This is a genomic window from Pseudomonas sp. MWU13-2862, assembly GCF_023242495.1.
GTDB classification, from domain to species: Bacteria; Pseudomonadota; Gammaproteobacteria; order Pseudomonadales; family Pseudomonadaceae; genus Aquipseudomonas; species Aquipseudomonas gingeri_D.
On the sequence record NZ_JALMEZ010000015.1, the window covers coordinates 195,129 to 207,800 of the forward strand.

Below are 12,672 nucleotides of genomic sequence, written 5' to 3' on the forward strand. Positions count from 1 at the left end.
AATCCATCGATCTCAGCGATAGTCCACTTCACCCAACTCTATCAGCTCATGTCCGAAAGCTAACTATAGGCCTTGCCTTACTCTGCACTTGGGAAATTTCGAACAGCCCCAGAATTGCTGTCCTGCCTTCGTGCCAGAATTCACGGTGCGGATCACCAGCTTGTTGCCGCATTTCGGGCATTGCCGCTCGGCGTTTGGGTCGCTACGGCGTTTCAGGTTTTGTACATGTTCGCGGTGGGTCGCGAGGGATGGGGCGCGCCGGCTGGTTTGCAGGGCCAGCATGAGGGCGTCGACTTCGGCCTCACTGAATACCCTCTGCTGGAATGATTTGATGTAGCGGATAAAGCCAATGCCCTGGGTGACGTTGGCCGGCATCTGAGTCTTGAAGGTGCTGCCGCCGATGAAGGTGATGACCGAGTGCAGGTGCGCGGCGCTAACACCAAGGGTGGCTTCCAGAGCTTTGAGATGTTTGTAGTTCTGTCGCAGTGGGTTCTGGAACTTGAACGTGCGTTTGTAGAGCTTTTGCGTCCACTGTGGCTGGTTCTCGCTGCCAAAAATCCAGCCCCTCATGTTCTTCGTTTCCAGCACGAAGATACCGTAAGGCGAGAGGAAGACATGGTCGATCTGCGTGGTGCCGTCAGGTGTGCTCAAGGTGACGTTGTGCAGACGGCGGTAGGTCTGCTTATCCAGTTGCCAATGGGCGAACAGACGCACCAGGAGTTCGCCGATCTGACCCTTGACCCAAGGCAACTTGAGCAAGCCGATCAGCAGAATCAGCGGGATCAGCCAGCCAAACGTGCTCCAGAGCTGCGCGATGATGGGGGTGAAGTCCATTTCTTAACCTTCAGCAATTCAAAGAGTCCTTCAGCGCTGAGCGGCTGTAGCGCCGCTGGTAGCTGTTTTGGCGATGGTGATGCAGGTGCTACAGGTAGCGAATCCAACGACCAAAGAAGCCTGAGCCATCATATTGGCATTATCGACGTTTAGAAAGTCGGAATTAACCAAGTGCTTTCAGTGGGGCTCGCGCAAAGGGTAACGCCGTGGCTTGTCCCCGCCACGGTTGATAACCCGAGGTACCTAGCGGTGCGTCATTGCGCCAAAAAAATCTAAACCCATCTTGTTGTTTCTACGATGTTTAAACGTTTATTGCCGGAGCCATCCTGCCGCCGGCTTGGGCCTGGCCGCCAGCGAACTAAACTGGATGTACCTCTGAAGCAGATGTCTCCAGAGAGGTCAGGAGGTGTCAGATGGCCATTTATGATACTTATCGGGAAATTGAAGAGGCCCTCGGTGTGGTACCGGAGTGGATCAAGCAGATGCCGGAAGGCGGAGCGAACGGATTCTGGGGAGTGGCCCGGGACTTTTGGCTGGCAGATACCAAAATCCCGAATAAGTACAAGGAGTTGATTGGTCTGGCGGTGTCCGGGGCGACCCGTTGCAAGTACTGCACCCTGTTCCATACCGAAGCCGCGCGCTTGTTTGGCGCGAGCGACGAGGAAATTGCCGAAGCCAGCTTGATGGGCGCGGTGACCATGATGGGCAGCACCTTTATTAACGCCCAGCAGATCGACTACGAGCAGTTCCGCCAGGAAACACTGAGTATCGTCCGCTATGTCAAAGATCACTCGCAACCCAAGGCCGCTTGAGCCGTTGCGGGAACCAGCCCTTCGCCAACTGACGAAGGATCACTTGATTGCAATCACCGGCGATGGTCCGAGGACCACCGCCCGGTGGCAAGCGGCGGTGCTGCGCGCCATCAGTGAACTGATGCGATACAGCGATACCGCCCGCGAAGATAACCAGGACCTGCGCATTCCATTCGCCAAAGCACTCCATGACCTCTATGCGGGACGCAAGTCCGACGCCGAGCTGGCGGAAATGGTGTTGCTGATGCTGGAAGTGGAAAGCGCGCCCTTGCTCGGCAAAGGCCCCGAGGCGGGAACGGCATCTGGGAACAATGATCTCTGAGAAGTGGACAGGGCCAAAGGAGAGTCTGAAGAGGAGCGATGGGACACCCTCCAGCCCTTTCTCTGCCCGTCACAAAAGTGTGTAGCGCTCCTCAAAAATCACGAGAGCCCGCTAGCCACTGCATCCCCCAACAAACCCTCCCTCGCATCCCGAGTCTTCGACGTCAACAGCATCCGATACTGCCCCGGTGTCATGCCAAACCACTGGTGGCAGGCACGATAAAAGCTACTCAGTTCCCGAAACCCTACCCGATACGCCGCTTCCTGCAAGGTGCAGCACAGATTACCCAGATGAAACTCAGCCTGGCTCCGGCGCGTTTCATTGGCCAACTCCTTATACGGCTGACCGGCCTTCTGCAGCAGCCGTTGCAGGGTACGCTTGCTTATGCACAGCTTCCTGGCCATGTCTTCGATATGCGGGACGCCCTCGCTCAGCGACTCCAGAATCATCTTGCGTACTTCCCCCGGTACCGAGAAATAACGGCGGGTCGACAGGTGCATCTCGGCAACCAGTTCATGCAAGGTTGCCAACTCCTTGTTCGCCGACGAAAGCGGTTTTTCCAGATCGCTGTTGGCCAGCACAATCGAATAACAGCTTTCGCCGTACTTCACCGGGCAATGGAATGTGTGCTCATACACCGAAACATCCGCCGGAATCGAATGCATCACGCCGACTCCGCGCAACTGAAGCGCCGGGCCGACCAGCATTCGACACAGCCCGAACATCGTGGCAATGCCGGCATCGCCGTATTGGCGCGGGACCTGGTTCGCGTCCAGAAAGTGGCAGGAGAACCGATGCTGCCCGCCCTCCTTGTGCAAGGACATGGCGATAGAGGTGTCGAGCAGGGCCACGAAGTGCACCAGCTGTTCCAGCGCCGCGTGCAACGTGGCGCTGGACATCATCACATAACCCACCACATCGAAGATGCCAGGGCCGGTCTGCGAGGTGGCGCGCAGGCCGATGTCGGGGTCGTGGGACAGTTCGGCGGCCAGCGTATAGAGGCGGTAGAGCTTGACCCGCGGAATCCATGACTCGTCGAAGCTCAAGGCCCGCACGTCCAGGTCCACGGTCTGGCAAAAGCTGTCGATGTCCAGCCCCGTCGACCGCAAGGCGTCGATCATGAAATGCGCTAATGAGGGGATGACCTCAGGCATGGATGTTCCTTGATGGTTGCTGTGAAGCACAGCGCGCTGGCGATAGACCATCGAACTCTTCCGTCGTTCATCTCACAGCGCTGTCCCTCTCAAATGAAGCAGATGGCGCCAGATGCCAAGGCCATGGCGCCGTAGGCGATTGCCGGCCAGTGCGGCGAGGGTCAGATTGAGCCCCGGGCCGAGCCCAAGCACGCCCTACTGTTTGCCTGGCTCCGTTGCCGATTATGGAGTTACCTCATGGCTTTGCACCAGACCGTAGAAACGCGCGACCCCTCCATTGAAGACGTCTACTCAAGCGGCGCCTCAGAGCGTCGTTTGCCCAAATACCGACTGCCCGACCACTCCACTGCACCCTCGACGGCCTATAACCTGGTACGCGATGAGTTGCTGCTCGATGGTAATTCCCGGCAGAACCTGGCGACCTTTTGCACCACCTGGGTCGAGCCGGAAGTCCAACAGTTGATGGCCGACTCCATCGACAAGAACATGATCGACAAGGATGAATACCCGCAGACGGCTGAAATTGAAAACCGCTGCGTGCATATCATCGCCGATCTCTGGCACGCGCCGAAGTCGTGGCAAACCGTGGGCTGCTCGACCACGGGCTCCAGTGAGGCGGCCATGTTGGGCGGCCTGGCCCTGAAGTGGAGCTGGAAGAAACGTCGCGAAGCCGCGGGCCTGCCGACCGACAAACCCAACTTCGTGTGCGGCCCGGTGCAGATCTGCTGGAAGAAGTTCGCGCGTTACTTCGACGTAGAGATTCGCGAAGTGCCCCTGCGGGACGGCGCGCTAGGTCTACGGCCCGAAGACTTGCGTGAGTTCTGTGACGAAAACACCATTGGTGTGGTGGCGACGCTGGGGGTCACCTTTACCGGTATTTACGAACCCGTGGCGGCACTGGCCCATGAACTCGACAGCCTCCAAAGCGAACTGGGGCTGGATATTCCCATCCATGTCGATGCGGCAAGCGGCGGCTTTATCGCGCCCTTCATCCAGCAAGAACTCAGCTGGGATTTCAGCATCGAGCGGGTCAAGTCGATCAACGCCTCGGGCCACAAGTATGGCCTGGCGCCCCTGGGCGTCGGCTGGATTATCTGGCGAGCCAAGGCCGACTTGCCGGAAGACCTGATCTTCTACGTGGATTACCTGGGCGGAAATATGGCCACCTTCGCCTTGAACTTCAGTCGCCCGGGTGGCGAGATCATCGCCCAGTACTACAACTTCCTGCGTTTGGGCCGCGAGGGTTATACCCGTATCCAGCAAGCCTGTTCGGACACCGCCCAATGGCTGGCGTCGGAGATCGCCAAGATCGAGCCGCTGGAATTGGTCTACGACGGCAACGGTGGTCTGCCGGCGGTGTGCTACAAGCTCAAGGACGGTATCGAGCACGGCTTCACCCTCTATGACCTTTCCGAACGCGTACGCATGCGCGGTTGGCAGATTGCCTCGTATCCCCTCCCGTCCGATCGCCAGGACATCGTGGTTCAGCGAGTCCTCGTACGCCACGGTGTCAGCCGGGATTTGATCGCGATGCTGCTGGATGACCTGCACAAGGCCATCGCCTTCCTGCAGAAAAATCCGGTCCCGCATTCCGAGGCCGGGCCTACGTTCAACCATGGTGCCCTGTCGGCCGCCGATACCACGGCCAACCTTTAACCTCGCCTGACTCCGACCACCCGGGGCGCGCCTTCCATTGCGCCCCGGGTGGTCGTGCCCTTTATTGCAAATAGCTTAAGGAAAGCAATGTGAATTGGCTCCAAAGCACTCTGCGTGCCTACCCGGAGATGGCGATTTTCCTGTCCCTGGGTTTGGGATTCTGGTTTGGCGGCAAGTCATTCAGGGGGTTCAGCCTCGGCGCGGTGACCTCCACCTTGATTGCCTCACTGATCATCGGCCAGGCGGGGATTGTCATCTCGCCCAACGTCAAGAGCACCTTCTTCCTGATGTTCCTGTTCGCCGTCGGTTATGGCGTGGGCCCGCAGTTTGTCCGTGGCATCGCCAAGGATGGTTTGCCACAGGCGTTGTTTGCCGTGGTCATGTGCGTCCTGTGCCTGGCGGCACCGTTACTGGCCACCTGGATCGCCGGTTATGGCCTCGGCTCGACGGCCGGGATGTTCGCCGGCTCGCAGACGATCTCCGCCTCCATGGGGCTGGCAACCGATGCGATCAATCGGCTGGGCCTGGACGCCGAGCAGGCCCGCCAGCAACTCGATGCCATGCCCGTGGCTTACGCGGTCACCTACATTTTCGGTACCGTCGGTTCGGCGCTGATTCTGGCGTTGCTGGGGCCCAAGCTGCTGCGCATCGACCTGGTCAAGGCCTGCAAGGATTACGAGCTGAGCATGGGCGGGCATCAGGACATCGCCAGCGAAGGTACGGCCTGGCACCGCTACGTGCTGCGGGCCTACAAGGTGCCGGAGCACAGTGCATTTATCGGCCTCAGTGTCGTCCAGGCCGAAGCGCATTCCCATGGCAAGCGAGTGTTTATCGAGCGGCTGCGACGCGGGGGCAAGATCGAGACCTTCACTTCCGCCACCACCCTTATGGCCGGGGACATCCTGGCGGTGGGTGGCCTGAACGCCGACATCCTGGAACTGCTCGGCCATTCCGAAGCCGAGGTGGACGACCCGGAGTTGCTGGCGGTGCCGGTCGAAGGGGTCGATATCTTTGTCACCAATAAACAATACGATGGCCAGACGCTGGAGCAACTCTCCCACCTGCCGGGGGCCCACGGGGTGTTTATTCGCCGGATCAAGCGCGGCGCAATCGCCGCCGAGTTGCCGGTATTGCCCAAGACGGTCATTCACCGTGGCGACATCATCACCCTGGCCGGGCTGACCTCGGACACCTCCGCAGCCGCGAAGGAGTTGGGCCAACCCGACCGCAAGAGCGACATGGCGGATGTGGCGTTCATAGGCCTGGCGATCTTTATCGGCGCGCTGATCGGCGCTGTGGTGTTCACCGTCCATGGCGTGCCGATCACGCTCTCCACCGCCGGTGGCGCGTTGATCGCCGGTCTGGTCTTCGGCTGGTTGCGCTCGATTCACCCGACCTTCGGCAGAATCCCCGAGCCCACCGTCTGGTTCATGAACTCGGTGGGCTTGAACGTCTTCATTGCCGTAGTCGGCATCAATGCCGCGCCGGGCTTCGTCCATGGCCTGCAGACCCTGGGTGTGAGCCTCTTCCTCTGGGGCATCTTCGCCACCTCGGTGCCGCTGATCCTCGGGATGTTTATCGCGCGCTACGTCTTTCGTTTCCATCCCGCCCTGGTGTTGGGTTGCTGCGCCGGTGCGCGAACCACCACCGCCGCGCTGGGGATGATCTGCGAGACCGCTAAAAGCAACGTCCCGGCCCTGGGTTACACCGTGACCTATGCCGTCGGCAATACATTGCTGACCATCTGGGGAATGGTGCTGATCGTCATTCTTTCCTGAGATTGCCCTTCCGTATTCCCGCGCGGCCACTGGGTCGCACGTCAGACAAGGCCCCGTTCATGACCCATGATTACAGCCAATACGCAGCGCTGAGCCCCTTTGAACTCAAGGATGAACTGATCAAGGTGGCGAGCAGCCGAGAAAATCGCCTGATGCTCAACGCCGGTCGCGGCAACCCGAACTTTCTTGCCACGCTGCCGCGCCAGGCGTTTTGCCAACTGGGGTTGTTTGCCAACCACGAGGCCGAGCTGTCGTTTTCATTCCTGGGCAATGGCATCGGCGGCTTGCCGAAAGTCGAGGGCATCGAAGCGCGCATGGACCGCTTTCTGGCCGACAACGCCAGCCAGCCGGGCGTCGATCTGCTGATGAAGATCACCAGTTATGTGCGCGACCAACTGGGCCTGGACGGCCCGGCGTTCCTCCATGAAATGGTCGAAGGCATCCTGGGCTGCAACTATCCGGTACCGCCGCGCATGCTGAGCATCAGCGAGAAAGTGGTGCGTGAGTATCTGGTCAAGGAAATGATCGGCGGCACCGTCTCGCGGGACGACTTCGATATTTTCGCGGTCGAAGGCGGCACGGCGGCCATGACCTACATTTTCAACAGTCTCAAGGAAAACAAGATCATCCGCGCGGGCGATAAGGTGGCGATCGGCATGCCGACGTTCACGCCTTATTTCGAGATTCCGGTGCTGGAAGATTACGGTCTGGAGGTCGTGCATATCGACGCCTCACCGGAGCTGGACTGGCAGTATCCGCAGGCCGAACTGGACAAGCTGCTGGATCCGGCGATCAAGGTGTTCTTCGTGGTCAACCCGAGTAACCCGGCGTCGGTGCGCATCGATGACCGCAGCCTGGCTTATATCGCCGAGTTGGTGGAGAAGCAGCGCCCGGATCTGTTCATCATCACCGATGACGTGTACGGCACCTTTGCCGACAACTTCACCTCGCTCTTTGCCACCTGCCCACGCAATACGGCCCTGGTGTACTCGTTTTCCAAATACTTCGGCTGTACCGGTTGGCGGTTGGGGGTGATTGCGCTGCACAAGGACAATATTCTCGACCAGCAAATCGCCGCGTATGACGAAGATAAGCACGCCGCGCTCAACCTGCGTTACCAGACGCTGGTGCCCGATACCTCGAAATTGAAGTTTATCGACCGGCTGGTGGCGGATAGTCGCTCAGTGGCGCTGAACCACACCGCCGGCCTGTCGACGCCTCAACAAGTGCAGATGGTGTTGTTCTCGTTGTTTGCCCTGATCGACAGTACCGACAGCTACAAGCAGGTTCTGAAAAAACTGATTCGTCAGCGTCACCACGCCCTTTACCGTGAGCTTGGGGTGGCTATTCCGGTGGACGCGTTCGAGGTGGAGTACTACACGCTGCTGGACTTCGAGCAGATCACCGAAGAGCTCTACGGTGAGGCGTTTGCGCGTTGGGTTCATGACAATGTCGACCCCAATACGCTGTTGTTTCGGATCGCTGATGAGACGGGGATCGTTATGCTCCCGGCCACGGGGTTCGGCACCAAGAAGCCGGGCGGGCGTTTGTCCCTGGCCAATCTCAATGAATATGACTACGCCAATATCGGCAAGGCTTTGCGCAAGCTGGCGGATGGCGCTTACGAGCACTACAGGGCGTCGTTGGAGAAGTGAGAGCCGTCTGAACGCGACCTTGGCGCGACAAAGCCAGCTATCGGCCAGAAGCAAACATTCAAGCGTTTCGAACTATCTCGTCCCAGACGGTGGGGGTTGAGAAAAGCTCCTCGAGCAGCCCCACAAACGCTTTGACGTTGGGGCTGCCTCGTCGACTTTCCGGCCACAACGCCGTGATAGAAGCCCGGTCCACCGTAAACTCAGGAAAGAGCGGTTTCAATTCCCCGCGAGCCACGTAGGGCGCCGCCACATAAGTCGGCGACATACCGATTCCGCCACCCGCTGCAACCACGGCTGCAACGGCATCGCTCGCATCGATGACGATGGCCGAGTCCGGCGCCCACTCGACCACTTTCCCGTCCACATTGAACGGCCAGCGCAATGCCTGGCCGGAACTTTGATAACGAAAGTTCACGCAGTCGTGGTGCGCCAGGTCGCTGAGTTCCAGCGGAGTGCCGCGTCTGGCCAGGTAGGCCGGTGAAGCAAAAGCGGCTATCCGATGAGGCCCCAAGGTTTTCGAGATCAGCCGCGAGTCCGCCAGGTTGCCCACGCGTACCGCTACGTCGATGCCTTGCTCAATGATGTCCGAATACGGGTCGCCCAGGCGCAGGTCGATGGCGAGCTTTGGATAACGCTCGCGAAACCTGGGAATGGCTGGCGCCAGGATGTTCAGGCCGATAGGCGGCGGCGCGGTGACCTTCAGCGTGCCGGAAGGCTCGGCCCGAGAGGCCACGGCGGCCTGATCGATCTCTTCCACCTCGCGCAAAATACGCAAGGCCCGCTCGTACAAATCCCGTCCTTCCGGGGTCAGGGTGAGTGAGCGGGTGGTCCGGCTGAACAGCTTGAGTGCGAAGTGCTGTTCAAGGCGTTGCACGCTTTTGCTGATGGCTGACGGTGAGACAGACAAGTCGCGGGCCGCGGCGGTATAGCTGCCCAGGGAAGCGGCGCGGGCAAAGGCAATGAGACCGGTAAGGCGGTCCAACCCTATTTGTTCCTTCATGGCATGAGTAAAGCGACTTATGCCCTAATTATCAACCTCGATCCAAGGCTTTAGCCTTTCTCCCATCGACGCCATCCGGGCGCTCAAGGAGATGAACCATGACGACTACACCTGCTCTCAATCAAGCTTTGCCCGCCAATCTGCATGGCCGGACCGTGGTGATTTTCGGTGGTACGTCCGGCATCGGTTTGGCTGCCGCCATTCAAGCCAAGGCCGACGGCGCACATGTGACCGTCATCGGTTCCGATGCCACCCGTGCCGAGCAGGCCGCCCGCGACAACGGTCTGGACGCCTGGCGTGCAGCCGATGTCACCGATAGCCAAGCCATCTACGCCGCCTTGGCGGATATCCCGAAAGTAGATCACTTGGTGTTACTTGCCGGCACTTACGTGGTGGGCAAAGTCCTGGATGCCGGGATTGACCATCTGCGCCGGGCATTTGAGGAGCGTATGTGGGCCTCGGTGCACGCGATCCGAGCCCTCGACGAACGCCTGGCGAAAGACGGTTCCATCACCTTTATTTCCGGGATGTTGTCGGACCGCCCCAATGCCCATGGCACCGCTGTGTTGGCTGCTGCTTCAGCTGCCATGGAAGCGCTGGCTCGGGGCCTGGTCCTGGAGTTGGCGCCAATTCGGGTCAACACGCTGTCCCCCGGTCCGATCAATACTCCCATTTTCACTAAAGCACTGGGCGACGGGCGTGATGCGTTCGTGGCGGCGTTGGAACAGTCGCTGCCGTTGCATCGTCTGGGCACCGCAGCAGAGGCGGGCGCTGCGGTTGTTTTCCTGATGACCAACGGGTTTATGAACGGCGCCACCTTGAATATCGATGGTGGCGCCAGGTTGGTTTGAACGGTCCAATCGGCAAGTTCGATCAAACGAGCGGTTGTCTACGGTGAGGCGTGATGGTGTGAGGTCGATCCCTCAAGCAGTGCATCTACCACAGCCCTCGCCATCTCTACCGAGTGAAGCATCCCCCAGAACAGAGAGCGTTCCACCGGATTCGTATGCAGGCTGATTTCGTCGCCATTCAGTTCGGCGACTGCGAGCAATTTCGAAACGTAGGTCAGCGCGTCTTGAGCGTGGACACCTGGCTGGATGGCAAAAATCGTAGGTCTGAACGGGTCATCGTAATCGATGGTTTTAGAGAGGGTTAGACCGAGGGTATCGAGCAAGCGGGCCGCATCCGGCCGGGTTGATTTCACAGGAACATTGGAAGTGGGAGGTGGATCGGGGGTGATTTTCTTAGCCATGGTGAATCTCCAACAGGTTAAGGAGATCTCCACTCTTGCTGCGATACAAGGGTGGCGAACTGTACGCAGGTTCGCAGACCGGTCTGTTGGACCACCGGCAGGCATAAGCCTCCTGCGCACAGCCCGCCATAACGCAGACATGAAAAAGCCGCTTACGCGGCGCTGTGCGCCAACAGAAACCGCCGGGCTGCGAAACCCGCATCGCTGAATTTGCAGCGACCACAGAAATGTAGACCCAGCAGCGAGCGCACACAACATTCTCCCACGACCAAAACACGTAGGAAATATTAGTTTTTTTGGAAGGCCATTTCTCGTCATGTCGCCTTGGGAGACGCCCCTCCGAGTACGCATATACAGAGGTAGTCGTTCGATTGATTGAGTCCGTGTGTTCTGGAATGGGGGGCTGGATGGTCATGGAATCCACATACAGGTCCAAGCAGCGAGCCATCTATCGGGTGAGACCCACGAGGATCAATATTTTCGGGGCCGTTTTAGAAATGAGTAGAAAATATTTTTCTCAGGTGTGGACGTTTTGTGGACGCTATCGTGGCCAGATCCAGGCTTAACCCCTCCAGATAGGCCAAAGCCACGCTTGGCTCTACTCAATCAGTATTGAATGGCTGCCCTATCGCGTACGGTATCATAGTGTAATACCACGAATAACAAGCAGCTCAGCACCCTGAAGGCCGTCTTCTCGAAGCCCACTCCGGCCACGCTGGAATGGGCTCGTATCGAATCGCTGTTTGGTGCCGTCGGCGCCAAAACCATTGAAGACAATGGGTCGCGAGTACGATTTGAACTGAACGATGCGGTCGGAACCTTCCACCGACCACACCCCGATAAAGAAGCAAAGCCTTACCAGGTTCGTGATGCTCGGGCTTTCCTTGAACAAGCAGGAGTTACCCCATGAACGTGATGAATTACCAGGGCTATGCCGCCCGAATCGAGTACAGCGAAGAGGACGGCCTTTTTGTCGGTCACATCGCAGGCATTAAAGATATCGTTGGATTCCATGGTGAGTCGGTTCAGGAGCTTCGAGCAGCGTTTGAAGAGGCTGTCGTCGATTACCTCGACACTTGCGCCAAGCTCGGTCGTGCTCCACAGAAGCCCTACTCTGGAAATCTGAGCCTGCGACTGGCTCCGGCGCTTCACGCCACAGTGGCTGTCAAGGCGCAATTGGCTCACAAGAGCATCAATCAGTGGGTTTCTGATGTCCTGGATCGCGAAGTCCACGCCTGAACCTTCTCGCGCCAGGTGCGCAGCCGTCTCAATCTCTTTCTAGGTATTCGGTCCCGACTCGCTCGAAATCGATCAGAAAGAAGCCTTGGATTTTTTACGTGTGGACACTTTGTGGACGTTTTCAGCTTTTTGAAAACACAAAAATAAAGGTCCAGAAACGCCAAAGCCCCGCATTGCGGGGCAATGACCAAGTGCTTTTTGAGCAGCTTTTTAAGGTGCTTGCCGAGAGAGTACGGCGAGCAATTTTGAAACGTAGGTCAGTGCATCCTGAGCGTGGACACCTGGCTGGATGGCAAAAATCGTAGGTCTGAACGGGTCATCGTAATCGATGGTTTTAGAGAGGGTTAGACCGAGGGTATCGAGCAGGCGGGCCGCATCCGGTCGCGTGGATTTCACAGGAGCGTTGGAAGCGGGAGGTGGGGAGGCCGGCCAGATGATTCTCAGATTTATTTTTTCGGTGTGTTTAGGAGTACGTGTCTTCCATGATCGGCAGACCAATACAGCGGTCAAATATCTGGATCAGTTGGTCATCATCACCATGAAATGACTGATGATTCGCTTCAATCCATTCTTGTTTGTCGACTTCCCACCAATTGATCTCGTAGCCCGCGTTGACGATGATCCATTCGAACAGCATTCGCTGGGCTCGCCCGTTACCTTCTCGGAAAGGGTGTGCGACGTTCAACGTACCGTAGGACTCGGCGACGGCTGTGACCAGCAAGTCGCGTGAATAGCCTTCAAACCAGCCGTTGGACTCGATTTTTCGGAATTCTCTGGCGGCTTCCGGCTCTATGCGATCAGGGACGCAGAACTGATTTCCACCTTTGCTGATCTTCACCGTCCGGATCTCGCCGGCCCAACTATAGATAGATGAGAATAGGGTGCGATGAATTTGTTTCAGAGTATCCAGGCTGTAGGGTGGCTCTATGAACTCAAGCCGCTCTGCGGCAGTTTCAGTGAGATAGCGTTC

13 protein-coding genes are annotated in these 12,672 nt (G+C 58.2%); 8 read left to right on the forward strand and 5 right to left on the reverse strand.

Annotated elements, in window-relative coordinates; translation table 11 throughout:
* Positions 1–63: 63 nt before the first annotated feature.
* On the reverse strand, positions 64–834 hold the full coding sequence (locus M5C56_RS25430; protein ID WP_103495398.1) for an NERD domain-containing protein: 771 nt from the start codon (positions 832–834) through the stop codon (positions 64–66).
* A 413-nt stretch (positions 835–1,247) separates the two neighbouring features.
* On the opposite strand from M5C56_RS25430, the gene M5C56_RS25435 reads away from it, so the two are divergent.
* Together M5C56_RS25435 and M5C56_RS25440 are read left to right on the forward strand one after the other, a co-directional pair.
* On the forward strand, positions 1,248–1,646 hold the full coding sequence (locus tag M5C56_RS25435; protein WP_103495397.1) for a carboxymuconolactone decarboxylase family protein: 399 nt from the start codon (positions 1,248–1,250) through the stop codon (positions 1,644–1,646).
* A gap of 43 nt (positions 1,647–1,689) precedes the next feature.
* A complete protein-coding gene (locus M5C56_RS25440) occupies positions 1,690–1,968 on the forward strand; it encodes a hypothetical protein (RefSeq protein ID WP_247263355.1) in 279 nt (92 codons plus the stop codon).
* 98 nt (positions 1,969–2,066) lie between these two features.
* Here the strand turns inward: M5C56_RS25440 and M5C56_RS25445 are convergent, their stop codons facing one another.
* Complete coding sequence (locus M5C56_RS25445) at positions 2,067–3,122, reverse strand: AraC family transcriptional regulator (RefSeq protein WP_247263356.1); 1,056 nt, start codon at positions 3,120–3,122, stop codon at positions 2,067–2,069.
* A 237-nt stretch (positions 3,123–3,359) separates the two neighbouring features.
* Between M5C56_RS25445 and M5C56_RS25450 the strand changes: the two genes are divergently transcribed.
* From M5C56_RS25450 to M5C56_RS25460, 3 genes are all read left to right on the forward strand, one after another.
* Positions 3,360–4,778 carry a glutamate decarboxylase gene (locus tag M5C56_RS25450; protein WP_103495394.1) on the forward strand — a complete coding sequence of 473 codons (1,419 nt, stop codon included), beginning with the start codon at positions 3,360–3,362 and terminating at the stop codon, positions 4,776–4,778.
* Between the two features lie 89 nt (positions 4,779–4,867).
* Positions 4,868–6,556, forward strand: coding sequence for an aspartate-alanine antiporter (gene aspT / locus M5C56_RS25455; RefSeq protein ID WP_103495393.1), 1,689 nt, complete (start codon positions 4,868–4,870; stop codon positions 6,554–6,556).
* Positions 6,557–6,615: 59 nt separating this feature from the next.
* Positions 6,616–8,211 (forward strand): bifunctional aspartate transaminase/aspartate 4-decarboxylase, encoded by a 1,596-nt coding sequence (locus tag M5C56_RS25460; RefSeq protein WP_103495392.1) that lies wholly within the window; start codon positions 6,616–6,618, stop codon positions 8,209–8,211.
* A gap of 58 nt (positions 8,212–8,269) precedes the next feature.
* On the opposite strand, the gene M5C56_RS25465 is transcribed toward M5C56_RS25460, so the two are convergent.
* Complete coding sequence (locus M5C56_RS25465; protein ID WP_247263357.1) at positions 8,270–9,193, reverse strand: LysR family transcriptional regulator; 924 nt, start codon at positions 9,191–9,193, stop codon at positions 8,270–8,272.
* A gap of 116 nt (positions 9,194–9,309) precedes the next feature.
* On the opposite strand from M5C56_RS25465, the gene M5C56_RS25470 reads away from it, so the two are divergent.
* Positions 9,310–10,062 (forward strand): SDR family oxidoreductase, encoded by a 753-nt coding sequence (locus M5C56_RS25470; RefSeq protein WP_103495390.1) that lies wholly within the window; start codon positions 9,310–9,312, stop codon positions 10,060–10,062.
* 38 nt (positions 10,063–10,100) lie between these two features.
* Here M5C56_RS25470 and M5C56_RS25475 read toward each other — a convergent pair whose 3' ends face one another.
* A complete protein-coding gene (locus M5C56_RS25475) occupies positions 10,101–10,463 on the reverse strand; it encodes a hypothetical protein (RefSeq protein ID WP_247263358.1) in 363 nt (120 codons plus the stop codon).
* A 679-nt stretch (positions 10,464–11,142) separates the two neighbouring features.
* Here M5C56_RS25475 and M5C56_RS25480 point away from each other — a divergent pair.
* Both M5C56_RS25480 and M5C56_RS25485 read left to right on the forward strand, forming a co-directional pair.
* Positions 11,143–11,373 (forward strand): type II toxin-antitoxin system HicA family toxin, encoded by a 231-nt coding sequence (locus tag M5C56_RS25480; RefSeq protein ID WP_247263362.1) that lies wholly within the window; start codon positions 11,143–11,145, stop codon positions 11,371–11,373.
* Positions 11,370–11,702: a type II toxin-antitoxin system HicB family antitoxin gene (locus M5C56_RS25485; RefSeq protein WP_100944003.1), complete on the forward strand. Its 333-nt coding sequence runs from the start codon at positions 11,370–11,372 to the stop codon at positions 11,700–11,702. Before M5C56_RS25480 ends, M5C56_RS25485 begins: the two co-directional genes overlap by 4 nt.
* Positions 11,703–12,165: 463 nt before the next feature.
* Here the strand turns inward: M5C56_RS25485 and M5C56_RS25495 are convergent.
* Positions 12,166–12,672, reverse strand: a 507-nt coding sequence (locus M5C56_RS25495; RefSeq protein ID WP_247263359.1) for a Fic family protein, incomplete at its 5' end; no start/stop codon positions are given.